Annotated in this window: 21 protein-coding genes; 11 read left to right on the top strand and 10 right to left on the bottom strand. The window is 43.8% G+C overall.

Annotated elements, in window-relative coordinates:
• The first annotated feature begins 354 nt into the window (after positions 1–354).
• Complete coding sequence (locus CRENPOLYSF2_RS18715) at positions 355–504, top strand: hypothetical protein (protein WP_176370995.1); 150 nt, start codon at positions 355–357, stop codon at positions 502–504.
• A gap of 92 nt (positions 505–596) precedes the next feature.
• On the opposite strand, the gene fnr is transcribed toward CRENPOLYSF2_RS18715, so the two are convergent.
• The gene (gene fnr, locus CRENPOLYSF2_RS01690) at positions 597–1,337 is read right to left on the bottom strand and encodes a fumarate/nitrate reduction transcriptional regulator Fnr (protein WP_087142238.1); all 741 of its coding nucleotides are present in this window, start codon (positions 1,335–1,337) and stop codon (positions 597–599) included.
• Positions 1,338–1,673: 336 nt separating this feature from the next.
• On the opposite strand from fnr, the gene CRENPOLYSF2_RS18710 reads away from it, so the two are divergent.
• The 6 genes from CRENPOLYSF2_RS18710 (at position 1,674) to CRENPOLYSF2_RS01670 (ending at position 6,360) form a co-directional block, all read left to right on the top strand.
• Positions 1,674–1,826 carry a hypothetical protein gene (locus CRENPOLYSF2_RS18710; protein WP_176370994.1) on the top strand — a complete coding sequence of 51 codons (153 nt, stop codon included), beginning with the start codon at positions 1,674–1,676 and terminating at the stop codon, positions 1,824–1,826.
• Between the two features lie 8 nt (positions 1,827–1,834).
• A complete protein-coding gene (locus tag CRENPOLYSF2_RS01685; protein WP_087142237.1) occupies positions 1,835–2,452 on the top strand; it encodes a cupredoxin domain-containing protein in 618 nt (205 codons plus the stop codon).
• Entirely contained in the window at positions 2,449–4,074 is a 1,626-nt protein-coding gene (locus tag CRENPOLYSF2_RS01680) for a b(o/a)3-type cytochrome-c oxidase subunit 1 (RefSeq protein ID WP_087142236.1), read from the top strand. The genes CRENPOLYSF2_RS01685 and CRENPOLYSF2_RS01680 overlap by 4 nt, the downstream gene beginning before the upstream one ends.
• Positions 4,075–4,086: 12 nt before the next feature.
• On the top strand, positions 4,087–4,833 hold the full coding sequence (locus CRENPOLYSF2_RS01675; RefSeq protein WP_245807855.1) for a c-type cytochrome: 747 nt from the start codon (positions 4,087–4,089) through the stop codon (positions 4,831–4,833).
• Positions 4,834–5,196: 363 nt separating this feature from the next.
• Positions 5,197–5,337 (top strand): hypothetical protein, encoded by a 141-nt coding sequence (locus tag CRENPOLYSF2_RS18705; RefSeq protein WP_176370993.1) that lies wholly within the window; start codon positions 5,197–5,199, stop codon positions 5,335–5,337.
• A gap of 228 nt (positions 5,338–5,565) precedes the next feature.
• Complete coding sequence (locus tag CRENPOLYSF2_RS01670) at positions 5,566–6,360, top strand: RMD1 family protein (RefSeq protein WP_087142235.1); 795 nt, start codon at positions 5,566–5,568, stop codon at positions 6,358–6,360.
• A gap of 225 nt (positions 6,361–6,585) precedes the next feature.
• Here CRENPOLYSF2_RS01670 and CRENPOLYSF2_RS01665 read toward each other — a convergent pair whose 3' ends face one another.
• The 9 genes from CRENPOLYSF2_RS01665 to rpsB form a co-directional block, all read right to left on the bottom strand.
• Positions 6,586–7,308, bottom strand: coding sequence for a DsbC family protein (locus CRENPOLYSF2_RS01665; protein ID WP_087142234.1), 723 nt, complete (start codon positions 7,306–7,308; stop codon positions 6,586–6,588).
• 85 nt (positions 7,309–7,393) lie between these two features.
• Entirely contained in the window at positions 7,394–8,755 is a 1,362-nt protein-coding gene (gene rseP, locus CRENPOLYSF2_RS01660) for an RIP metalloprotease RseP (protein WP_087142233.1), read from the bottom strand.
• Positions 8,755–9,936: a 1-deoxy-D-xylulose-5-phosphate reductoisomerase gene (gene ispC / locus CRENPOLYSF2_RS01655; RefSeq protein ID WP_087142232.1), complete on the bottom strand. Its 1,182-nt coding sequence runs from the start codon at positions 9,934–9,936 to the stop codon at positions 8,755–8,757. Before ispC ends, rseP begins: the two co-directional genes overlap by 1 nt.
• Positions 9,933–10,805 carry a phosphatidate cytidylyltransferase gene (locus CRENPOLYSF2_RS01650; protein WP_087142231.1) on the bottom strand — a complete coding sequence of 291 codons (873 nt, stop codon included), beginning with the start codon at positions 10,803–10,805 and terminating at the stop codon, positions 9,933–9,935. Before CRENPOLYSF2_RS01650 ends, ispC begins: the two co-directional genes overlap by 4 nt.
• A 22-nt stretch (positions 10,806–10,827) precedes the next feature.
• Positions 10,828–11,595 carry an isoprenyl transferase gene (locus CRENPOLYSF2_RS01645; protein WP_087142230.1) on the bottom strand — a complete coding sequence of 256 codons (768 nt, stop codon included), beginning with the start codon at positions 11,593–11,595 and terminating at the stop codon, positions 10,828–10,830.
• Between the two features lie 15 nt (positions 11,596–11,610).
• Positions 11,611–12,168: a ribosome recycling factor gene (frr, locus tag CRENPOLYSF2_RS01640; RefSeq protein WP_087142229.1), complete on the bottom strand. Its 558-nt coding sequence runs from the start codon at positions 12,166–12,168 to the stop codon at positions 11,611–11,613.
• A gap of 10 nt (positions 12,169–12,178) precedes the next feature.
• A complete protein-coding gene (gene pyrH, locus CRENPOLYSF2_RS01635; protein ID WP_087142228.1) occupies positions 12,179–12,892 on the bottom strand; it encodes a UMP kinase in 714 nt (237 codons plus the stop codon).
• A 56-nt stretch (positions 12,893–12,948) separates the two neighbouring features.
• A complete protein-coding gene (gene tsf, locus CRENPOLYSF2_RS01630) occupies positions 12,949–13,827 on the bottom strand; it encodes a translation elongation factor Ts (protein ID WP_087142227.1) in 879 nt (292 codons plus the stop codon).
• A gap of 126 nt (positions 13,828–13,953) precedes the next feature.
• Positions 13,954–14,700 (bottom strand): 30S ribosomal protein S2, encoded by a 747-nt coding sequence (gene rpsB, locus CRENPOLYSF2_RS01625; RefSeq protein ID WP_087142226.1) that lies wholly within the window; start codon positions 14,698–14,700, stop codon positions 13,954–13,956.
• A gap of 264 nt (positions 14,701–14,964) precedes the next feature.
• Here rpsB and map point away from each other — a divergent pair, with 264 nt between their 5' ends.
• The 4 genes from map to CRENPOLYSF2_RS01605 form a co-directional block, all read left to right on the top strand.
• On the top strand, positions 14,965–15,729 hold the full coding sequence (gene map, locus CRENPOLYSF2_RS01620) for a type I methionyl aminopeptidase (RefSeq protein ID WP_087142225.1): 765 nt from the start codon (positions 14,965–14,967) through the stop codon (positions 15,727–15,729).
• Positions 15,726–18,365, top strand: coding sequence for a [protein-PII] uridylyltransferase (gene glnD / locus CRENPOLYSF2_RS01615; protein ID WP_087142224.1), 2,640 nt, complete (start codon positions 15,726–15,728; stop codon positions 18,363–18,365). The genes map and glnD overlap by 4 nt, the downstream gene beginning before the upstream one ends.
• Before the next feature lie 551 nt (positions 18,366–18,916).
• On the top strand, positions 18,917–20,614 hold the full coding sequence (locus CRENPOLYSF2_RS01610) for a tetratricopeptide repeat protein (RefSeq protein WP_087142223.1): 1,698 nt from the start codon (positions 18,917–18,919) through the stop codon (positions 20,612–20,614).
• Between the two features lie 906 nt (positions 20,615–21,520).
• Positions 21,521–24,552, top strand: a 3,032-nt coding sequence (locus CRENPOLYSF2_RS01605) for an Ig-like domain-containing protein (RefSeq protein ID WP_245807854.1), incomplete at its 3' end; no start/stop codon positions are given.

The raw sequence follows: 24,552 nt of genomic DNA, 5'->3' as shown, positions 1-24,552 counted from the left end.
CAGACCAAGATACGTTAAAAAAGGAAATTGCAGCATGGCAAGAAAAAAGAAACGCCCTTGCTCAACCTATGGAATGGCGGTTTACTAATGATGATGCTCGGATAAAATTGAAAAAGCTTTATCCGACACTTAAAGAGTGACTAAGTACTAGCCCTCTAAAAAATATAACCCCGCATTTTTAATCACCTCCAGAAGACAGTGTAATTTCTATTTGGAACTCAATTGATCTATATCAATCCTGAAATTAACAGCAGTGTGAAAATAATAACCAGCCGATAAAGGCGACTGCATCTTCTTTTTATCGTAACAATGATTGAGAAAGGCAGATATTTAAATTATGCACATGAGGATGATATGAAAACTATAAGCCAATTATTATTGTTATTAACCGTTGTTGCGGGTTTAGCTGCGTGTGTTGATGCCGATGGCGGTAAGATGCAAGGTGGATCTCAAGCCGATAAAGTAACGGGCTATAAGCACGGCCAAAATAATCCAGATCAATAAGGCTCCGCCCCCATCGGTAGAGCTTACAAATTGCCAGTGAGAAGCAGCCCGACTGTTTCTCACTGTACTGGCCATTTTGTGGATGATTTCTGTTAAGCAATAAACGACAACTGATCATCAGGCAAACAGGGTTTAACGATACTTTTAAGCGTTGCCAGATTGTTAATTTGAATCCCCCGTTGCTTAACGGTAATCACGCCGTCTTTACTTAACTCGGTAAATAAACGGCTTACAGTCTCATTTGACAGCCCCAAAAAATTAGCAATGTCCTGACGGCTCATAGTCAAATTAAACACTGTACTGGAAAACCCCAGGCCTGCATACCTGCGTGATAACATCAGCAAAAAAGTAGCCATTTTTTCTTTGGCAGTACGATGACCTAACATGATGATTTTGTCATGGTCGGATGAAATGCCTTTACCCATGATCCTCATTACCTGGTTTTGCAGACTGGGCATCTGGCTGCACAGTTCATTGAGGCGGAGCAGTGGAAGTTCGCAGACCGTGCTGGTTTCTAAGGCAATAATAGAACAAGTGGTGCGGCTGTGTTGTAAGGCATCCAATCCCATCAATTCACCTGGCAAATAAAAGCCGATGGTTTGTTCATTGCCGTTGTCATCCGCTATAAAACTTCGAAAAGAACCCGATTTAACCGCATACAGGTTCTGGCACGCATCACCCTGTAGATAAAGGTATTCATCTACCTGCATCGGACGCTTATTTTTAACAATAGTTGCCAATTGTTGAACTTCGTTTTGTTGCAACCCATAAGGCAGGCATAAATCGGATAATCTGCAATCTGGGCAAGAAATCTTGTGTACGTTAGATTCCACTCTTTTTCCTTTTATTGATATAGATCAAGGCATAGTTTTAATTCTCACTATATAGTAGTCACACGATAAAGTGAATGAGATAGTGAAAACGGGGTTAATTATCCTTGGCTTCATTGTATTATTACTTAAAAATCAAACAATAAAAATGTGATGCCCTATTAATGGTGATCCAAATGCCGAAAATCAGTGGCGCAGTGCTGTCGCTAAAGTCTGTTGTGTTCTCTCATCAAGTTACCTAACAATGGCTCAAAGGCATAAAATTTTTTGATTTCCTCCTAATAGCTTCTTTTCCTAGCGGGGAAAGGAGCTTTTTTTCTTAACGTATTGGCAAAATATATGAATAAAATGAATGAAGAAGACCGTAAGCGTATTCTTGAAATTTCACCTGTCGGTACGTTTGCCTTAATGGCTGTGGTAATCGGCAGTATGGTTATTGCGTGGTTATTTCTGTATTTTGGCGTGTTTATTCCGCGCGGCATGATCAATTAGGATTAGTCATGCAAATCGAAACAATTATTCAAAAATACCATATTTTAACTGGCCAATGTGTAGATTTTGTTCGAGACTTTTACGAGCAATTGCGCTCGGTTCATGTCGAACAACTGGAACGCAAATGGATTACTATCACGCTGTTGGTCATCGGTCTTTTGGTGGTCATTATTGTTGGCGATGCGTTTTTTCACGGTGTTAACCCGCCCAGTAAAGTGGAAACCATCGATTCTGCCAAATTGCATTTGAGCAAGGAATTTGCTGAAAGCAATCTGGGTGTCCAACTGGATGACAAAGGTGAGATTATGGTCAGGATGGTGGCAGGGCGTTACTCATTTTTCCCTAAACATATTGCCGTTCCGGCAGAAACTAAAATAACCTTTCGCTGGGTGAGCATGGATGTGCTGCACGGCGTGCATATCCCGATGACCAATATGAGCACCATGATCGTACCCGGTTATGTAGCAGAAATTACCACGTCATTTCCAAAACCTGGCGAATACCCCGTGTTATGTAACGAATATTGCGGCCTGGGGCACAACCACATGTGGAGCAATATCTCGGTTATTGCCAAAGAAGACTGGACGTTTCCTGCAACCGTACCCGCCGAAGGAATCAAACCATGAATGATGCAGCAGAACGAAAACTGGCCTTAAGCCATCTGTGGGTGGCTTTTATCGCCTTTATTGTGGCGTGCTTTATGGGCGAATACCAAGTGCTGGAGCGCAGTGGCCTTATCCCCGCGCTGGATTCACCCACGGTGTATTTTGCTTCAGTGAGTACCCACGGGGTGCTGATGGGCTTTGTGCTGACCACTTTTTTTATTATGGGCTTTGGCTACTACACCGCAAGCACCAGCCTGAAAGTGCCGGTATGGAATAATAAACTGGCCTGGGTTGGCTTCTGGATTTCCTTGTTGGGTACGCTACTGGCGGCCATTCCGCTGCTCACCGGCAATGCCTCCGTGCTGTACACTTTTTATCTGCCGATGCAGGCGCATGTTGCGTTCTATCTTGGGGCGACTTTATTGATTGTTGGCTCGTGGATCTGGTGTGGCATCATGTGGGTGATGTTTAAGCAATGGAAACAGGTTCATCCGAAACAACCTGTGCCGTTGGCCATGTTTGCCACCACCGCCAATGCCTTGTTGTGGCTGTGGGCCAGTGCCGGTGTTGCCTTGGAAGTGCTGTTTCAGGCCATACCGCTGGCATTGGGCTGGATTGATACGGTTGATCCTGGCCTTGCCAGAACCTTGTTTGCCTGGACTTTGCACCCCATTGTGTATTTTTGGCTGATCCCTGCTTACATCGCCTTTTATGTGTTCGTTCCCAAACAGGCGGGCGGCTATTTGTACAGCGATGAAGCCGCCAGGGGCGCGTTTATCGTGTTGGCGGTGTTTGCTTTACCGATTGGTTTCCATCATTTATATATGGATCCAGAACAGGCCAAAGGCTGGAAGCTGTTGCACGGCATTGGTACGCTAGTGGTGTCCATCCCAACCTTGGTGACAGGCTTTACGGTGATTGCCTCCCTGGAAATTGCGGGTCGCTTGCGGGGTGGCAAAGGCCTGTTTGGCTGGATAGGCAGTTTGCCCTGGAGTAACCCGATGGTGCTGGCCGTTATTCTGTCATTGTTGATGCTAATTCTCGGCGGCTTTGGCGGGGTAATTAACGCCAGTTACGCCATGAACGCGATGATACACAACACCGCGTGGGTACCTGGCCATTTTCATCTGATTTTTGCTGGCACTACCGTCATCATGTATTTTGCCATTGCCTATTATTTATGGCCGATGCTGGTGCAAAAGCCGTTGTTTTCCAATTCACTGGCGCTCATTCAGCTGTGGACGTGGTTTATCGGCATGGGTATTTTAACCACGCCTTGGCATGTGTTGGGATTGCTGGGGCAGCCACGGCGTATCTCCAGCGTGGTTTACAATACCTTGCTAACCCTGGCCTGGAAACCGTATGAGTTGGCCATGATATTCGGTGGCCTCATACTGCTGGGCTCTGCCTGCCTGTTTATTTACAACCTAGCTAAGACGCAATTGAATCCGGTATCTGGGGTATTTACCCAGCGCGTTGAATATGCCGAAGCTATCCATCCTGTTAAAGAACTGCCCGAATATCTGAATGATTTTACGCTGTGGAATCGGGTGATAGCCGTGTTAATGCTGATCAGTTTTGGTGTGCCTATCTTGCAGTTCTTTTTTATGAATACCTTTGGTTCACCGGGATGGGGATATTAATGGGGAGCAATAATGGCAGAATTTTTTTTAGACCTAATACTGTGTTATGGGTATTTTTGGCTCACCTTAGTGGGAATGTTATTTATGGTACGAATTTTTATACTGCTCATGGCGATGACACCCGCTTGGGTTACTGCGGCGGATTCCGGTTCACAAATTGCCTGGACTGGCGAAACATTGAAGCGGGTAGAAAACGGCAGCACTGAAAAAGGCAAACGTTTGGCGCAATCTTGTCAAGCCTGTCATGGTGAGTTTGGTCAAGGTCTACCGGCAGAGACGGTGGATGGCGATACCATCCCTGCTATTCCTGCACTTGCAGGGCAAGTGGCTAATTATACATTTAAACAACTACGCGATTACTTTAACGGTGATCGTAACAATGTCTCTATGACTTCAATCGCCAAGGGCTTGACTGAGCAGGATGCGGCTGATTTGGCTGTTTGGTATGCGTCGTTGCCGCCGCCAAAGTTAAAAGCCAGCCAGAAAAATTTTATTGCTGCTGAAAAAATGGCAAAAGAAGGGGATGGCAAGCGTATTCTGCCCCCTTGTTTTGTTTGTCATGGCGCTAATGGTCAAGGTGAAAAGATGGATATTCCAAGCTTGGCGGGTCAACATGCGGATTATATTGAGCGGACGCTGCTGGCCTATAAAAACGGTGAGCGTCACAACGATATTTATAGCCGCATGCGTTTGATTGCCAAGCAGTTGCGTGCTGATGAAATTAAAGCGCTGTCTTTCTATTACCAGACATTACAGTAATACAGCGTTTTCAACTTAGAACAGTTACAGCCACCGTTCGTGCTGAGCTTGTCGAAGTATGAACGGTACACTTCGACAAGCTCAGTGCGAACGGTTACGCTGTAACTATTGAACTGTGAAAACGCTGTATTATCCAATTGGTTTTGCTGTCTATTTACCAGAATATTCGTGCAGCGCATAATGCGCTTTGTTGAAGTATATATTGAAAAATAGTGGGTGTTATTTAAGGTTCTATTGATCTGTATCAAATCGTTATTAATTAAGAGCGTAGTATTAGACACATGCCAATAAAGGCCCGTGTTAATGGCTAATCGAATGCCGATTAGGACAGACGCATTTTTAATTTATGATCGAGAGGATATTATGAAAACATTAAACCAATTATTAGTGTTAGTGACCGTTGTTGTTAGCTTAACTGGCTGTATTAACCCCGACCAAGGTGGTCAACGAGGCAGGGCAGAAGGCAGAGATACTACAAGTCCGGGGTCTGGAAATAGTCCATAACCCATTTTGAAAAACTAGCATCAGCCGGTAGGAGTGAGAAAATAAGCTCTCACTCTTTCCCGTGGTTGGTTAGCTTTGGTATGGACGCGACAGCCAAAAAGACCATTTGAAAAGACAACGAATCACAACGGATTTTAGAAAATTTAAACCTTATTTACTAAAAACATGCTAATGTTTATACAAGGTTTGTAAATTTGCCGCGTTGATCATCTTGTTTTAAGAATTACTATGTCGGAACATCCGTCTATCATGCACTGCACTGCGTTTTGTCTCGCACAAAATTTTGATATTAATGCGCTAGCAAAATTACTGTCTGACACCAGCTTGATACGTATTATTAAAGGCGCATTAATGATTGAAGACAGCCACGCTTGGTCAGTGATGTTTTCTTATGGCGCAGTAGTGCATTGGAGTGTCAGTGCGGAGCAGCAAATCAAGTTGCATCAACTATTACTGAATCATACTGACAGCCCATTGGCATCGCCAGAAGAAGATAATTTTAGCTTTGAACTGAATTGCGCTAATACACGGATTGTTGAAGATCACATCGAAATTGAATCATCCGATCCTATTGTGTTGTTTGCGCTATCACAAGGCATGGCGCAATCCATCAAATTGGCATCGTTTGAAACCAACGCTATTACCACTATCAATAACACCCGCTATATTCCCAAATCGCTGGCAGAAAACGGTAAGATTGATCTGAGTCGTCATAAAATTGCCCAAATTCGTGGCCAGTTGTTTTTAACCAAAAGCGATATTATTCTCAATTATGATCTGCTGGATACCCCCGATTTTTTTTGGGAATACCCTGAATACGAAAACTATTACAGTATTATGGCAAAATATTTGGAAATAGCGCCCCGCACCCACGTCTTATCTAAAAAGTTGGAAACTATACACGAGTTGTTTGAAATGCTAGCAGACGAACAAAAACACCGGCATTCGTCTATTCTGGAATTGATTGTTATCGGCTTGATTACTTTTGAAATTGCCATGACTTTGGTGGACAAAGTATTTTGAATGGCTTAAGGAACGCGCACGAAATAACTTGAGCAAGTTCATGCTTCGACAGGCTCAGCACGAACGGTGGTGGCGTTTAAGTTGTTCAAGTTATTTCATGCACGTTCCTAAGTGATTTTCACGCAATATAAATTCGTGAGCTGTTAAATTGATATGCATTGGTATAACGTACTGTCCTGTCAGGCTTTTAAATCCTGACAGGATATGTTATTAACTGAACTGAACTTAATTTAACTTGGCTTCTTCAGCCAACGCTTCAGCCAATTGTTTTGCGGGTAAATAGCCGGGGAAAATATTGCCTTTTGTAGTGACGATCATGGGCGTACCTTTGGCATCAAAATCACTGGCTAATTGCATGTGCTTATCAATGGGGTTATCACAGGTTTTCATGTCCAGTTTTTGATCTTTTTTAGCCGCTGTTAATGCTGCATTACGGTCTTTAGCACACCACACTGCCACGGCTTTATTATAAGAGTCTGAACCTTTACCGGCTCGTGGGAACAACAAATACTGGATAGTAATGCCTTGCGCCATGTATTGATCAATTTCTGAATGCAGCTTACGGCAATAACCACAATCAATATCGGTAAATATTGATACGGTATACTTAGCAATTTTAGGCTTGAAAATAAGCATATTGTCTGTGCCGATTTTTTCTAATGCCTGTAAACGTGCGCCACCGAGCTTGGCTTCGGTCAAATCTTTTCGTCCAGCAATATCAATCAATTTACCTTGTAATAAATATTTGCCATCATCCGAGACGTAAAATATTGTTGCGCCAACCATCACTTCGTTAAGCCCCTTGATTTCAGAGGGCTTAATGGATTCAATTTTAGCTTCTGGCATAGAACTGGCCAATGCTTTTCTAATAGCACTTTCATCGGCATGCGCTATCGGTTGAGCCAATGCTAACACGGATAATACCGCCAGATTAATAAGTTTTTTCATGATTTCTCGACTCAATTTAAGGTTAAATGTACTGTTAAAACAGTAATATAGATTTTATCATATGCAAAATAAAACAAAGCCAATGTTAATCAAATAATCGTTGTACATCCAGCACCATTGCCAAGACCATCAGCGATACCAGTAAGGTCATACCAATTTGTTGAAAAAATAGCTGAATACGATCTGATACAGGGCTGCCTTTAATACCTTCAACTGCAAAAAACAACAAATGCCCACCATCTAAAACCGGTACCGGCAATAAATTTAACACCCCTAGACTGACGCTGACCAAAGCCATAAACTTGATAAAATGCACCAAGCCCATGCTAGCAGATTGACCGGCGTACTGAGCGATACTGATAGGGCCGCTTAAGTTTTGAACAGACGCTTTACCAATCAGCATTTTGCCCATCATTTTTAAGGTGGTAAACGAATAGTAATAGGTGGTTTTTAGCGCTCTAGGTAATGCGGCAAGTGGCGAGAGTGCGTATTCTACCGTCATGGATTTTATCAAGTCTTCCGGTACCAAAACGGTGGCACCAATTTGACCTTCTGTTTTTTCACCCACTGGGATGCTTTTAGGTATTACGGTAAGCTCTGAATGCACACCGCCACGTTCAATGGTCAGGCTAATGGCTGCACCGGGGTGTTGTTTGACATAAACTACCCACTGCGCCCACTCTTGTAAGGGCTTACTGTCGGCGCTGATAATTAAATCACCTTTTTGCAAACCTGCCGCCAATGCAGAGCCACCTGGAATCACATTACCAATAACAGGTAACAGTTTTGGCGACCATGGCTTGAGTCCTAAACGGGTGTATAAAATATCTGGGGTTTGGGTATCATCCTCAGCAACACTGATTTTTCGGGTGCTTTCGGAATGTGCGGCAGTTTTTACCGTGACATCGATGGTATTGTCGCCATCTAATGCTTTAGAAATCAGCACATTCATCGCCTCCGTCCAGGTAGGCGTTAGCTGATTGTCCACAGTAAGGATTTCATCGCCTTCCATAAAGCCGGCTTGGGCGGCGATAGTGCCTTGCTCGACTTTGCCCAGCACCGGTCTAATACCACTTTCGCCAATAACCAGCACACTCCAAAAAAATGCGGCTGCCAGTGCCAAATTAAATACAGGCCCTGCTGCCACTATCGCTGTTCTTACCGATAAAGGTTGGCGATTAAATGCAAAGGGCAAGTCTTCTTGGCTGACTTCACCTTCGCGCTCATCAACCATTTTAACGTAGCCGCCTAAGGGTATTGCGGATAATACATATTGGGTGCTATCAGGTGATTTTTGATAAGACCACAGTACTTTGCCAAAACCTACCGAAAAACGGATAACCTTAACGCCGCAGCGCCGCGCCACCCAAAAATGGCCAAACTCATGAAACGACACCAGTATGCCAATGGCGACAATAAAATAAAATACGGTGTGTAGAAAATCCATTACCGCAACTCAGTAATGATTTTTTGTGTGATGATTCTAGCCTGTTCATCGACAGCCAAAATAATATCCAGTGTATTGGCAATAGTCGCCTCAAATTGATCCATACAGGCTTCAATAACCACAGGAATATCGGTAAAGCGTATTTGTTCGTTTAAAAATGCTTCCACTGCGATTTCGTTGGCAGCATTTAATACGGTGGGTATAATGCCACCTGCTGCAATGGCTTTATAAGCTAAACGTAAGCACGGGAAACGCTCCAGATTAGCCTCTTCAAAATCCATGCGTCCGACATCAAAAATATTTAACGGTTTCGCACCGGACTCAAAACGTGCCGGCCACGCCAAAGCATGAGCGATCGGTATGCGCATATCGGGATTGCCCAATTGTGCTAATACCGTACCATCCACATAATCCACCATTGAATGAATGACACTTTGTGGGTGAATAACCACTTGAATCTGATCCGGACTCATGGCGAACAACAAACAGGCTTCTATCATTTCCAGACCTTTATTCATCATGGTCGCAGAATCAACGGAAATCTTTTTGCCCATATCCCAGTTGGGGTGAGCAACCGCTTGTGCGGGTGTAACGCCTGCCATTTGTTCGAGTGGCATTTGTCTAAATGGGCCGCCGGAGGCGGTTAATAAAATACGTCTAACGTGTTTATTTGAGTTGCCAGCTTTATAAGCCGCCGGCATACATTGGAAGATAGCATTATGTTCGCTGTCTATTGGTAATAATTGTGCGCCGGACTCGCTTACCGCTTGCATAAAAATATCACCCGACATTACCAAGGCTTCTTTGTTTGCCAGCAACACGGTTTTACCGGCTTTTGCAGCGGCCAAACTGGGCAGTAATCCTGCTGCGCCGACTATTGCGGCCATTACGGAATCTACAGCATCCAGTGTTGCTACCTGCTCTAAGGCCTGTTTACCAGATAATACGGTGATACCGGCAATAGCGCTGTCTTTCAGTTTATCTTTAAAAAGCGCAGCGCTATCTGCATTAACCACTACCGCATAATCAGGCTGGTGTTGTAGGCACTGTGCGTAAAGCACGTCAATATTGCTGTTAGCGGTTAAGGCAATTACTTTATACAAGTTTGGATGCCGTGCAACTACATCTAATGTGCTAACGCCAATGGAGCCGGTTGCGCCCAGAATACAGATGCCTTTCATGTAATCGTCCTATAGATGAGAGAAATGCCCGCGTAAAACAACGGCACTGCGGCAATCAAACTGTCTAATCTGTCTAAGATGCCACCGTGGCCGGGTAAGATAGCGCCGGTATCTTTAACGCCGCGTATGCGTTTAACCGCGCTGAAAAACAAATCGCCGTAAATGGAAATCAGCACGGTGACGGCTGATAGCAATACAAAGTCTAAGATGAAGACAAAATAAAAGTCAAAAATTAAACCAAAACCAACCGCGCACACCACGGCAGCGCCTAACGCGCCGTACATGCCGGCAATGGTTTTACCTGGGCTGATTTCCGGTGCTAATTTGCTGATACCGTATTTTTTGCCAACGAAATAGGCCGCAATATCCGCACTCCAGATTAACACCAGGAAGTATAAAGTCATTTTGGGGTCGTTTAAAGCATGCAAGCGCGATAGGAACATCCATGCAGAAAACAAGATAAATGCCCCCAAAAATACTTTATTACGGGGTTTTAATTGCAGTTTTAACACATTGCTTGGCGCGTTTCTGATTAACACCATCGACACGATCCAAAACAATACCGGTGGTATAACCAGCCATTCAAGCACACCGGAATAATCTCTTACTTCAGGTATATCAAAAGTTATTGAGGCCAGTTCAAGAATTTGTGTCCAAAAATGAATCACCAGCATGGGCACGATCAGCAGTAATAAAAACAAACCGCGTTTAAGCACGCTGGTCATGTCGATAAGATTAGTCCATTCCCAGGCACCTAACAGCATTATCACTGCAAAAATTAAAGAAAAATACTCGGTTGGTAATTTTAATACCGCTAACACAACCAAAGGTATCAGGATGGCTGCGGTGATAATTCGCTGTAATAACATGCTATAAATTCACGTGGTTAAGTTATAGGGTAACCGCTTTGTTACGTACCTGTTCACTGGTATGACCAAAACGTCGTTCACGAACTTTAAAACTTTCAATGGCGGTAGCTAACGCATCTTGATCAAAATCCGGCCACAAAGTGGGGGTGAAATAGAATTCGGTATACGCCAGTTGCCACAGCATAAAGTTGCTGATCCGTTGCTCGCCACCGGTTCGGATAAATAAATCAGGCTCAGGCAGATCGGCGGTGGACAGATATTGATTAAGCAGTTGTGGATTAACGTCGGCAATGCTTAATTCACCGGCGGCAATTTTACCGGCGACTTGCTGAAACGCTTGGCACATATCCCAGCGTCCGCCATAATTGACCGCAACCACCAGCGTTAATGCGGTATTGTTTTGGGTTTGCGCCTCGCCCTCGTTCATTTTATCTTGTAATCTTTGCGGAAATAACGATCGATCACCGATAAATTTCAGGCGAATATTGTTGCGATCCAGTTTTTTAATTTCCCGCCCCAGCGTTACCATGAACAATTCCATTAACAAGGAAACCTCATCTTGTGGTCGTCGCCAATTTTCACTGCTAAAAGCAAATAAACTTAATGCTTCTATTTTTTGTACCGCGCAATACTCAACAATTTTTCTAACCGTTTTAACGCCAGCTTGATGGCCGATGGCGCGTGGCATAAATCGTTTTTGTGCCCAGCGGCCATTACCGTCCATAATAATGGCGATGTGGCGCGGATTATCATTGCATGACTCTGGTGAGTCGTTACCATCAGCCGACATTGTTTTAAGCCCTCTTTAAATTGAAAGTAAATCTGCCTCTTTTGCTTCCAATAATTTTTCCACATCTTTTATGTACTGATCGGTCAATTTTTGAATTTTGTCTTCGGCGGAATGTGCATCATCTTCGGAAATTTTTTTATCCTTTAATGCGTCTTTTATCACTGAATTGGCATCACGGCGAATATTTCTAATCGCAACCCGGCCATTTTCAGCTTCATGCTTGACTACTTTTACCAAGCTACGCCGACGCTCTTCGGTTAACGAGGGTAGCGGAATTCGAATCACCATACCGTTTGTGGCGGGATTTAAGCCTAAATCAGATTTTAAAATGGCTTTTTCGATAACGCCAACCATGTTTTTTTCCCACGGCGTAATCGTTAAAGTACGTGCGTCTTCGACGGCAACATTGGCCACTTGGGAAATCGTTGAATCGTTACCGTAATAAGACACGGTAATTTGATCTAACAGGCTGGGGTGCGCCCGTCCTGTGCGTATTTTTGAAAATTCATGCTTTAACGCGTCGATGCTTTTGCCCATACGTGTTGTGGCATCTTGATGAATATCATTAATCATTGTGTGTTCCTCATTGAATAAGAGAGCCTATATCCTCGCCCATCATTAGTCGCATAACTGCGCCTTGTTCAAAAATGTTCATGACCCGCATCGGCATGTGATTATCTCGGCATAATACCAAGGCGGTGGTGTCCATGACATTAAGACGCTGATCCAGCGCTTCGTTATAGGTTAAGCGCGGATAAAATACCGCGTCTTTGACTTTTTCAGGATCGGCTGAATAAACGCCTTTTACTTTGGTGGCTTTAATCATTAAATTCGCTTTGACTTCAATGGCTCTAAGGCTAGCCGCCGAATCGGTAGTGAAAAAAGGATTACCGGTGCCGGCCGCAAAAATAACCACCCGACCTTTTTCCAAATGCCGAATAGCACGGCGCTGAATATAATCCTCGCAGACTTGATTGATTTTTAGCGCCGACATTACTCTAACGGGTTGGCCGTGTTTTTCCAGCGCATCCTGCATTGCCAAGGCATTAATAACCGTTGCTAACATACCCATATGGTCACCTGATACTCTGTCCATACCTTGGGCGGCTTTTTCAGCACCGCGCAAAATATTACCGCCGCCAATCACCAAGCCCACTTGAATATTAATATCACACAAGGCTTTAATTTCTGATGCCAAGCGATTAACAATGTCGGCATCAATACTACCGCCACTGGGGCTCATTAAAGCCTCGCCGCTTAACTTAAGTAAAATTCTCTGGCAAATTGGTTTAGTCATAATATTCCGATTCGATATGTTAGCAACGTAAATAGCCTATAGTACGGCGTGTTTAACTACCTTTGACCTGCGACTTGCGCCATAACTTCATCGGCAAAATTTTCCACTTTCTTTTCAATACCTTCACCTACTTGCAAACGTGTAAAGCGCACAACACGGTTGCCTTTGGTTTCCAGTAATTTGCCTACGGTCAGTTTGTCGTCTTTAATAAACGGTTGGCCGACTAAAGTGATTTCTGCCAAAAATTTTCTGATTTGTCCGGTGATCATTTTTTCAATAATATCGGCAGGCTTACCACTCTCAGCAGACTGTGCAATAAAGATTTGTTTTTCTCTTTCGATAACATCGGCCGACACTTGGTCATCAGAAATCACTGTTGGTTTGCTGGCGGCAATGTGCATCGCAATTTCTTTACCTAAATCGGTATCAGCGGATGCCAATTCGACAATAACGCCAATGGTGTTGCCGTGTAAATAACAGCCAACCCCACCTGCGGCTTTGTAAGTTTCAAAACGTCTGATGGTAATGTTTTCGCCTAATTTAGAAATTAAGCCACGACGCACTTCATCAACGCTAACGCCATTTAACGGCGCAGCTAATAATTGCTCGTCGCTGGTGATGTCTGACGATAATAATACGGGCAATAGACCGTTAACAAAACCCACAAAATCAGGCGATTTAGCCACGAAATCGGTTTCGCAGTTAACATCAACAATAGCAACCGATGTGCCGTCATCGCTGACTTTAACGCCAATAATACCTTCAGCGGCCACGCGATCGGCTTTTTTATCCGCTTTCGCTAAGCCTGATTTACGCATATTTTCGATGGCCAATTCCATATTGCCTTCTGCTTCAACTAACGCCTTTTTGCATTCCATCATGCCGGAACCTGTTCTTTGGCGTAATTCACCAACCATTTGTGCAGTGATATTCATGTGTTTTTTGTCCTCAATAGATTAGATTGCTTGTTGTAAAAACGCCCCCGTGAGGAGGCGTTTTTTAGCTCACCAGATAATTATTTCATGTGTAAACTTAGGTTTTACACAAAGAAATACAGCGTGTTACTCGGCTGCGGCTGCTGCTTCTTCAACGAAATCATCGGCTTTAGCTGAAAATCCTAGCGCAGCTGATTTAGCTTCCATCACTGCGGCAGAAACGCTTTCACAATACAGTTTAACTGCACGGATAGAGTCATCGTTACCAGGTATAACATAATCAATCAGTTCAGGTGAGTTATTAGAATCCACGATGCCTACCACAGGAATGCCTAATTTTTTAGCTTCGCTGATGGCATTTTTTTCATAGCCAACATCCAATACGAAAATAACATCAGGAATGCCTCTCATATCTTTAATACCGCCGAGACTGCGCTCAAGCTTTTCCATTTCGCGTTCCATGCCCAACGCTTCTTTTTTGCCAAAACGTTGGTACAGCGTACCATCAGCCTTCATAGCTTCTAATTCTTTAAGACGGCTAATCGATTTTTTGATGGTTTTAAAATTGGTCATCATTCCACCCAACCAGCGGTGGTTAACATAAGGCATGCCACAACGAGCCGCTTCTTCAGCGACTACTTTGCGGGCTGCTTTTTTAGTACCGACAAACAAAATAGTCCCTTTGTTGGCAGTTACTTGGCCTAGATAGTTCATAGCGTCATTGAACATCGGAAGCGTTTTTTCCAAATTGATAATATGGATTTTGTTACGGGCACCGAAAATGTATGTTTCCATTTTTGGATTCCAATAACGGGTTTGATGTCCAAAATGAACACCCGCTTCAAGCATTTGACGCATGGATACTGCTGACATGTATTCTCCTAAAGATTTAAAGCCGGGACTTTGCCCGAACTGGGTTGAGCCTCCACTTATCCCGATTAGTAACTAACCCATGTGAGCCAGCACCCTACCAAACGTGACGATAAGCGTGAGTATTTTTTGGTAAAACAACTTATCTTTATACCATAATAAGCTTTTTACAACAAGCCAATCTCTGTTAAACTCGGACAGCTAAGCAGCTGTACTACCTGGCTGCCCTCACTCAGCAAGAAACCAAAGCGAGATTTTTGATTACCTATGAGCATTATTATAAAAACCGACAGTGAAATCGAAAAAATGCGAGTTGCTGGCAAATTAGCCGCCGACGTGTTGGAAATGATTGCACCTTTTGTTGTCGTGGGCGTAACCACCAATGAGTTAGACAAGCTGTGCCACGATTTCATTGTCGATGTACAGCAGGCCATCCCAGCACCGCTCAATTATCATGGCTTTCCAAAATCTATTTGTACTTCTATTAATCACACCGTGTGTCACGGCATTCCCAGTGATAAAAAACTAAAATCTGGCGATATCGTCAATGTTGATATTACCGTTATTAAAGATGACTATCACGGTGATACCAGCCAAATGTTTTGTGTGGGTACGGTTAATCCTCACGCTAAACGCTTGGTGGATATTACACGAGAAGCCATGTTTTTAGGCATTAAACAAGTGCGTGCGGGAGCCAGATTAGGCGACATAGGTCATGCCATACAGCACTACGCCGAAGCCAATCGCTATTCTGTGGTACGTGATTTTTGTGGCCACGGCATCGGCAAAAGCTTTCACGAAGAGCCACATGTTTTACATTACGGTAAAATAGGCGAGGGGGAAACCTTGGAAGCGGGCATGATTATCACTATAGAACCCATGCTGAATTTGGGTAAGCGCCATGTTAAAACCTTGGGCGATGGCTGGACAGCGGTTACTAAAGATCACAGCCTGTCCGCGCAATGGGAACACACTATTTTAGTAACCCCCACAGGTTATGAAATTTTAACTTTACGTCAGGAAGAAATGTGAGTTCTGCGTATGCCCATATTAGCGTGGCGCTGTTTGACCAGCCGCATAATATTCAACAGTTCCGACAGCTATTAAAAGATAAAAACACTGAGCTGAGTGACAAGTTTGATCCACAGTTGTCGGTGTTAAAGCTATTGCTGGAAAAAACCGCCTTCATTGATAAAATTCTCAGTGTGTGCTGGCAGCATTTTTTGGGTAAGCATGCGCAACAATTGTGTTTAATGGCAGTGGGGGGCTACGGCAGGCGTGAATTATTTCCCTGTTCTGATATCGACATTGTGGCATTACTCGCTGACGATGACAGCGCTGCACACGATGCTTTGGCCAGTTTTTTTACCTTTTTATGGGATATTGGCCTAAAACCTGGGCACAGTATGCGCACCGTGCAAGAGTGTGTTGAACTTGCTAAAATCGACCAAACCATCATGACCAGTTTGATGGAAAACCGGTTACTTGCCGGTAATTCTGTGTTGTATAAAGCGCTACGGGCACAGATAACCCCCGATAAAATCTGGCCATCTGACCAGTTTTTTGCCGCCAAAATGGAAGAGCAGCGCCTACGCTATGCTAAATTCCATGACACCGCTTACAATCTTGAGCCCAACGTTAAAGAAGGCCCTGGCGGCTTGCGTGACCGCCAAGTTATCGCTTGGGTATTTAAACGCCACTATAACGCCGCCACTTTGCAAGAGCTGATTAAATATGGTTTTTTGCCCGAAGCAGAATACGCAGAATTGGTGGCTGCACTTAACGTACTGTGGCGCATTCGTTATGCCTTGCATTTGTTAACTCAACGCGCCGAAGACCGGTTGATTTTTGATTATCAACGCGATTTGGCGGAAAAGTTTGGCTTTAGTGCAGAAAATCAGTCGCATAATTACCCAGTTGAGCAATTTATGCAGTTTTACTTTAAAACTGTCAAAAAATTGCAACGTCTCAATGAGATGTTGTTGCAGTTGTTTCATGAACGCTTTGTGCTGGGCGAAGCGGCGTGTTTAGCCAGTCCTTTTAATGACGATTTTGTTACCGTCAACGGTTATCTTGAAGCGTGCGATGACGGTGTTTTTGAACGCCATCCCGCAGCAATATTAGAAATATTTTTGTGTCTGCAACAAAATCCAGCCCTCAAAGGCATTAGGGCGACCACGATACGCTTAATTCGTAAGAATCTGCACGTTATTGACCAAGCTTTTCGAGATAATAAAACCCATAATCATATCTTTGTGGCCATATTTCGCCAAGCACATGGTCTGACTACACAACTGCGCCGTATGAACCGTTACGGCGTGCTTGCGGCTTATTTGCCGAGTTTTGCGAATATTGTTGCGCGTATGCAATACGATTTGTTCCATATTTACACGGTCGATGAACATACTTTATTTGTGCTGCGTAACGCGCGGCGTTTCTCCTTAGAAAAGCACCGCCACGAACTACCTTTTTGTAACGACATCTTTATGTTAATCACCAAGCCGGAAATATTGTATTTCGCGGCCTTGTTTCATGATATTGCCAAAGGTAAAAATGGTGATCATTCCAGCTTGGGCGAAACGATTGCCAAAGATTTTTGCGTACAACATGATTTATCATTGCACGATACCAAGCTGATTACCTGGCTGGTACGCAATCACTTAATTATGTCGATGACCGCGCAGCGCAAAGACATTGGTGATCCAGAGATTATTCATGAGTTTGCCCAAAAAATCGGTAACGTTGAATACCTGCATTATCTATACTTGCTGACAGTAGCGGATATTCGTGCGACTAACCCTGAGCTGTGGAATTCTTGGAAGGATTCTTTACTGAAGGAGTTGTATACCGCAACCCATAATGCGTTACGCAAAGGCTTGCAAAATCCAGTGACACTGGCCGAGCGTGTGCTGGAAAATAAAAAAGAAGCCCATGAAGAGTTATTAAAACTTGGCCTATTGGATGCGGTAATTGACAGCGCGTGGCAACACACCAGTGATGATTATTTTTTACGCTATTCTGCCGATGAAATCGCTTGGCATACCCAGGCGATTGCCAATGTCAGTGACGATGATTTACCGCTTGTTTTGTTACGCGCCCAAACCCAACGCGGCAGTGCAGAGATCTTTGTCTACACCCGCGATGCCGGTGCTATTTTTTCAATCAGTACCGCGACGTTAGACCAATTAGGCTTAAGTATTCTGGATGCCCGCATTATAACGACACTGGATCATTACGTACTTAATAGCTTTCAGGTCTTAGAGCAATCCGGCGAACCGCTGAATGAAGCCTTTAGGGAAGCGCATATTTGCACCGCGCTAAGGCACAATTTGCTGCACGGGGCAGTAGCAGAGCGTAGAAACATTAACCGCTTATCACGGCAAGCCAAGCATTTTCCTATTGCTACGCGCATTAAGTTCCACCGAGACCCTTTGGATCGTTATACGGTACTCGAATTAATTACTACCGATTGTGCGGGTTTGTTATCTAGAATAGGTTCGGCTTTTATTCAGGAGGCTGTCAATTTACACAGTGCAAAAATCACTACCATTGGTGGTCGCGCAGAAGATATGTTCTACATTACCGACCAGCAATTACAGCCTATCAGTGATCCTGCCAAACAAGAGGCTATACGCGCCAGTATTTTAAAAATTTTAACCACGGAATAGCGTTCAGTTGACGATGTTCTGACATTGTATTATTCAAATATTAAACCATACTGTATAGCAAAATACGATTACGCTCAAAATTGTTACAGTATTTTAATTGAAATGCGGGCTATCAACTTAACGCGGGACAAAAAAATAATAACGTTCAAGTAGGTTGGGTTGCCTGCTGTTTGGCAACCTAACATTTATAAGGTCTTGGAAATGTTGGGTTGAGAAAAGCGCTCAATTCAACCTACATTTTGTCTCTTGATTTAAGCGGGTAGCCGAAATGCGCGATTAAAATTACCTAAGATCCAGACTTATCCTATCTGTATTCAGGGCAACGACAAGTGACTAATGTATTTCTTAAATTTTATGATGAAACCGTGTAAGGTGGATGCATGCTATCCGTGTCCGCGCACAATAAACACTTTGATGTGACATAGTGGGCAAAAAATATTGGCCACCTTGCATTTTTAAGTGAATACTGACTAATCATTAATATACAGCGTATTTTATACTGCACCGACACTGAAGGCAGGCATAGAATTTGATTTAATTAGGACAATTTAATGACTAACAAACTCCCTCTTTTATATCGCGGCCTTAGCTTAGCCATTATAAGTCTGCTTAATATCAGTTCTTACGTAAACGCAGCAAATTTTGATACCTTGGGCAGTGCTACACAAAATAGCTTTGATAGCATGGAACAAGCGGCCTCTACGCAAAATAACACCAGCAGTAGTTCAATTTTAAATTCGTTTCAACAATCAGAAGCCGATAATAAAAAAGATCATTATTTTGTCGCACTTAACTTGTTAAGGCGCAATAAAATCAATGAGGCACAAAATAAAATTACTGATCTGTTAAAAAAGTTCCCTAATGAAGCGCAATTTTATAATTTACAAGCGTTATTGGAAACCTTGCGTAAAGATGATGTCGCCGCGCAGAAAAACTATCAAAAATCCATTGATTTAGATAAAAATAATACAGCGGCGCACTTGGGTTTGGCTAAATTAGTTTTGGACGGCGGCGACTTAAATGCTGCTAAAGACTACGCTGACAAGGCATTGCTTATTAATGATAAGCTCACCGGTGCTTATTTGATACTGGCTGACATTGCTTATAAGCAAAAAAATACGACTGATGCTGAGAAAATACTGCGTTCTGGGTATGAAAAAATCAAAGGTGATATCGAGCAGGAAATTCAGCTTATTAACACCTTAGGCAAGTTTTATGTCGTTCAAAAACAGCCTGAAAAATTATTGTCACTTGCAGAAGACATGGTTAAACGCCATAAAAATAACCAAGCCCTTGCGTTATTAGCCAGCGCTCAGATTGCCAACACACAATATGACTTAGCCGAACAAACACTGACACAAATCATCAAGAAAGACAGTCAAGACATCACGCATCGTTTATTACTGGCTAAGTTACTCAGTAACAAAGCCGGTAAAGAGCAAGAGACTTTGCAATTACTAGATGAGACGGTAAAAATCGATGCTCATAATCCTCAGGCGGCGGTGTATAAAACGGCTTATTTCATTAAATTAAAACGCAGTCCAGAGGCGCTTGCTTTGGCTGATAGTATAGAAAAACAATTCCCCGCCTTAGCCATTGGTAAATTACTTAAAGGCGATGTTTATCTTGCCGATAAACAGATGGACAAAGCGATTGAGCATTTTCGCCAGGCATACAAAATAGAAGCCAATACCAGTGTGTTATTTAAACTAGCCGATATTATGCAAGTACAAGGTAAAGTGACAGATGCCATTGCACTATTGAACACAGAATCGGCAAAAGATAATAAAAATAATGCGCTGCATTTTAAATTGGCCACGCTTTACCAGCAGCAAAATAATATGAGCCAAGCGCAGTTACATTATGAAACTATTTTAAATCAGCAAGCGGATAATGCGCTGGCTTTAAATAATTTAGCCTGGTTATATGAGCAACAAAATAACCCAAAAGCATTGGACTTAGCGAAAAAAGCTTACGTTTTAGCGCCTGATACACCCGCAATTGCTGATACTTATGGCTATATTTTACTTAAACAAGGGCAGCTTAAAGAAGCCTTGGTTCAATTAGAAAAAGCCTCTAGCGCCGCGCCTAAAGATAATGATATACAGTACCATTTAGCGGAGGCTTATGCTGCTAATGATCGCACACAAAAAGCCATCGATATACTGGAAACTATCGCCAAATCGGGGCAGGATTTTTCGGAAAAAAATCAGGCCGAAACGTTATTGAATAAATTAAAAGCCCCTTAACTTTCAGAAAATCGTCTACTCAGGAACGTGCATGAAATAACTTGAACAACTTAAACGCCACCACCGTTCGTGCTGAGCCTGTCGAAGCATGAACTTGCTCAAGTTATTTCGTGCGCGTTCCTCAGTTTCTTTTAAAATGTCGGGACGATGTCTTCACTTTAGATTTTATGGCTAGCCAATTAACACAGGACACAGTGCAAGGCTTAACCGTTCGAGCTTGTTGAAGGGTAGGTCGGTTAAGCCAATCATGGTTCGACACGCTCACCACGAACGGCTTAGGAACGTGCATGAAATAACTTGAACAACTTAAACGCCACCACCGTTCGTGCTGAGCCTGTCGAAGCATGAACTTGCTNNCGTTCGTGCTGAGCCTGTCGAAGCATGAACTTGCTCAAGTTATTTCGTGCGCGTTCCTTACCTGAATCTGTCCCTTATTAAGGGGGAGAGTTTACGAGGGGTGGAGGGGGATTTATTTAAAAATCTCCCTTAACCCCTCTTTTTCAAAGAGGGGAGCTGAATGATTACAACTTGAGCAGAGTGGCGCATACTGCTCGTGCCCACACAGCACCTATCCTACTAAATAAGATAGGGGGTGGTATTTAAATTAAGATATTGATTTAATTAATTTTTTATGTTTTTAGTTGTGCTGAAAAAATTCATGTTTTATATGAGCAAACAAGGCGTTTACATACCAACCTAAAGTGTGATGTACGTCATAGTTTTTAAAAATACTTCTGTTTTTTTTGCAAAAAAACGTCATAAAGTGACGTTTTTTGATTTTCATCTAGTAAGTTTCCTAAGTTGTTCTACATTTGATGTAACTATAGTTCTATGCTCGGCAAAGCACCGATTTGCGTACAGGTATATAGCTTAAATCTTGTTTAACATCTTTAGGAGCATTAAAAAATGAGTATCTTATTAAAAGTAAACAACTCAACTGGAACGCTAAATAATTACGTTGTAACTAAGGGTAAGGTGGCTCATATTAATGCTCAGCCAGGAGCAAATTATGCCATTGTTAATGAAAATGGCGCAGCACCTAAGCGCATAGTTACTAAACGTGTAGGAAATGATCTGCAAATAATATTGGATGATGGTACAAGTCCAGATATTATTATTGATGGCTATTATGCTCAATCTAATTCTGAGCTTGGCGCTGTTGTGGGTCAAGCCGCTGATGGTAAATACTACAGTTATGCTATTGCCAGTGACGGCGGTGTTGCCACGCTTGGCACTGAAGCGATTGGTTCGTTGTCTGAAGCAGTCAGTGCCGGTGGATCAGGTTTATCGAACGGCATGCTGGGCGCGATTGGTGTATTGGGGTTAGGCGCAATAGGTGGCGGTATTGCGCTTGCTTCTGGCGGCGGTGGCGATAGTAATGACAAATCGCCTGCTATCGCAACCGGTAAAGATTTTTCGAGTAAATATATTCCAGAAACAGGTGTTGTCAGTGGTAATGGTGCATTACCAGGCAGTGAGGTGACAGCAAGTTTACCTGATGGTACAAAATTTTCGGTTATCGTTAATCCTGATGGAAGTTATAGCTTTCCTGCTTTTAATCCACCGCTTAGCAATGGTGAAGCTATCAGCGTTCATGCGGCTAATAAAACAATCATTGTTAAAGCCTCCGATACAACCGCTATGACCGGCGACTATGATTCAAAAACCGGTGTTATCAGTGGTAACGGGGCTACTCCTGGTAGTAAGGTTGTTGTAACTCTGCCTGACGGTAGTAAAATCTCTGATGTGGTTAAAGCTGATGGCAGCTACAGTTTGTCGCTACTTAACCCCAAGCCAAGTAAAAGTGAAATCATTACGGTTACTGTTGATAATGAAAAAGTAGTAATTAAAACGATTACTCCTCCAGATGGTTCAGGTACTGGCGAGAATGAACCATTAACAGCAAGTTATGATGTTAAAACCGGTGTTATTAGTGGTAGTGGTGCCGCCGCAGGTAAAAAAGTAACAGCAACTTTACCTGACGGTGCGAGTGTTTCAGCGCTGGTTAGAGACAATGGGAGTTACAAGTTACCTGCTTTTAAGCCTGCACCCAGTAATGGCGAGACAATTACAATTACAGCGGATAATGAAAAAGCCGTTATTAAAGTATTAGATACCACGGCACCTATCGCACCGCTTGAAACAGATGTGATGGTTAATTCTGACGGGACTCTGAGTGCCAGAGGCGGCAAGGGTTCGGCAGAGCCAGGATCAACTATTAAGGTCACTTTTCCAGATAACACCAGTGGTAGTGCTATTGTTGCGGCTAATGGTTCTTATGGTCCGATTACTTCCAGTGCGGCGCAAATCAGTGGCAGCGTTACTATTTTAGCCAAAGATGCCGCTGGAAATAGCAGTGCGCCTGTCAGTATTAAAGTTGATGCAACAATACCTGCATTACCAACGATCAACGCCACTGACGGCAGTCCGATTACAGGTGTTGCCGAAGCGGGCAGTGTCGTTACTGTAAAAGATGCGGCAGGTGCATTAATTGGCACGGCGACAGCTGATCCTGTCACCGGTGCGTACAGCGTTGTACCGACGACTGTTCCTGTCAATGGCACGGTGCTGAATGTAACCGCTACCGATGCCGCTGGAAATAGCAGTGCGCTTGTCAGCATTAAAGTTGATGCAACAATACCTGCATTACCAACGATCAACGCCACCGACGGCAGCCCGATTACCGGTGTTGCGGAAGCGGGCAGTGTGGTTATTATTAAAGATGCGGCAGGTGTATTAATTGGCACGGCGACAGCTGATCCTGTCACCGGTGCGTACAGTATTGTACCGACGACTGTTCCTGCCAATGGCACGGTGTTGAATGTAATCGTTACCGATGCCGCTGGAAATACCAGTGCGCCTGTCAGCATTAAAGTTGATGTAACAGCACCTGCATTACCAACGATCAACGCCACCGACGGCAGCCCAATTACCGGTGTTGCCGAAGCGGGCAGTGTCGTGACTATCAAAGATGCGGCGGGTACAGTTATTGGCACGGCGACAGCTGATCCTGTCACCGGTGCGTACAGTATTGTACCGGCTGCTATTCCTGCCAATGGCACGATATTAACGGTAACCGCTACCGATGCCGCTGGAAACACCAGTGCGCTTGTCAGCATTAAAGTTGATGCAACAATACCTGCATTACCAACGATCAACGCCACTGACGGCAGCCCGATTACCGGTGTTGCAGAAGCGGGCAGTGTCATTACTGTAAAAGATGCGGCAGGTGTATTAATTGGCACGGCGACAGCTGATCCTGTCACCGGTGCGTACAGTATTGTACCGGCTGCTATTCCTGCTAATGGCACGGTGTTGAATGTAACCGCTACCGATGCCGCTGGAAACACCAGTGCGCTTGTCAGCATTAAAGTTGATGCAACAATACCTGCATTACCAACGATCAACGCCACCGACGGCAGCCCAATTACCGGTGTTGCAGAAGCGGGCAGTGTCGTGACTATCAAAGATGCGGCAGGTGTATTAATTGGCACGGCGACAGCTGATCCTGTCACCGGTGCGTACAGTATTGTACCGGCCGCTATTCCTGCCAATGGCACGGTGTTGAATGTAACCGCTACCGATGCCGCTGGAAATACCAGTATCCCTGTCAGTATTAAAGTTGATGCAACAATACCTGCATTACCAACGATCAACGCCACCGATGGCAGTCCGATTACCGGTGTTGCGGAAGCGGGCAGTGTGGTTATTATTAAAGATGCGGCAGGTGTATTAATTGGCACGGCGACAGCTGATCCTGTCACCGGTGCGTACAGCGTTGTACCGACGACTGTTCCTGTCAATGGCACGGTACTGAATGTAACCGCTACCGATGCCGCTGGAAACACCAGTGCGCTTGTCAGCATTAAAGTTGATGCAACAATACCTGCATTACCAACGATCAACGCCACCGACGGCAGCCCGATTACCGGTGTTGC

Source organism: Crenothrix polyspora, from assembly GCF_900163755.1.
In the GTDB taxonomy this organism is placed as follows: domain Bacteria; phylum Pseudomonadota; class Gammaproteobacteria; order Methylococcales; family Methylomonadaceae; genus Crenothrix; species Crenothrix polyspora.
This window is presented reverse-complemented; position numbering and strand designations above follow the sequence as displayed.

Bases quoted from the DNA above. Each gene is read 5' to 3' on its own strand.
- CRENPOLYSF2_RS01680 (WP_087142236.1), top strand. From the start codon at position 2,449: ATGAATGATGCAGCAGAACGAAAACTGGCCTTAAGCCATCTGTGGGTG.
- CRENPOLYSF2_RS18705 (WP_176370993.1), top strand. From the start codon at position 5,197: ATGAAAACATTAAACCAATTATTAGTGTTAGTGACCGTTGTTGTTAGC.
- CRENPOLYSF2_RS18715 (WP_176370995.1), top strand. From the start codon at position 355: ATGAAAACTATAAGCCAATTATTATTGTTATTAACCGTTGTTGCGGGT.
- frr (WP_087142229.1), bottom strand. From the start codon at position 12,168: ATGATTAATGATATTCATCAAGATGCCACAACACGTATGGGCAAAAGC.
- CRENPOLYSF2_RS01645 (WP_087142230.1), bottom strand. From the start codon at position 11,595: ATGTCGGCTGATGGTAACGACTCACCAGAGTCATGCAATGATAATCCG.
- tsf (WP_087142227.1), bottom strand. From the start codon at position 13,827: ATGAATATCACTGCACAAATGGTTGGTGAATTACGCCAAAGAACAGGT.
- CRENPOLYSF2_RS01610 (WP_087142223.1), top strand. From the start codon at position 18,917: ATGACTAACAAACTCCCTCTTTTATATCGCGGCCTTAGCTTAGCCATT.
- CRENPOLYSF2_RS01670 (WP_087142235.1), top strand. From the start codon at position 5,566: ATGTCGGAACATCCGTCTATCATGCACTGCACTGCGTTTTGTCTCGCA.
- CRENPOLYSF2_RS01685 (WP_087142237.1), top strand. From the start codon at position 1,835: ATGCAAATCGAAACAATTATTCAAAAATACCATATTTTAACTGGCCAA.
- ispC (WP_087142232.1), bottom strand. From the start codon at position 9,936: ATGAAAGGCATCTGTATTCTGGGCGCAACCGGCTCCATTGGCGTTAGC.
- CRENPOLYSF2_RS01650 (WP_087142231.1), bottom strand. From the start codon at position 10,805: ATGTTATTACAGCGAATTATCACCGCAGCCATCCTGATACCTTTGGTT.
- rseP (WP_087142233.1), bottom strand. From the start codon at position 8,755: ATGGATTTTCTACACACCGTATTTTATTTTATTGTCGCCATTGGCATA.
- rpsB (WP_087142226.1), bottom strand. From the start codon at position 14,700: ATGTCAGCAGTATCCATGCGTCAAATGCTTGAAGCGGGTGTTCATTTT.
- CRENPOLYSF2_RS18710 (WP_176370994.1), top strand. From the start codon at position 1,674: ATGAATAAAATGAATGAAGAAGACCGTAAGCGTATTCTTGAAATTTCA.
- CRENPOLYSF2_RS01675 (WP_245807855.1), top strand. From the start codon at position 4,087: ATGGCAGAATTTTTTTTAGACCTAATACTGTGTTATGGGTATTTTTGG.
- CRENPOLYSF2_RS01665 (WP_087142234.1), bottom strand. From the start codon at position 7,308: ATGAAAAAACTTATTAATCTGGCGGTATTATCCGTGTTAGCATTGGCT.
- pyrH (WP_087142228.1), bottom strand. From the start codon at position 12,892: ATGACTAAACCAATTTGCCAGAGAATTTTACTTAAGTTAAGCGGCGAG.
- map (WP_087142225.1), top strand. From the start codon at position 14,965: ATGAGCATTATTATAAAAACCGACAGTGAAATCGAAAAAATGCGAGTT.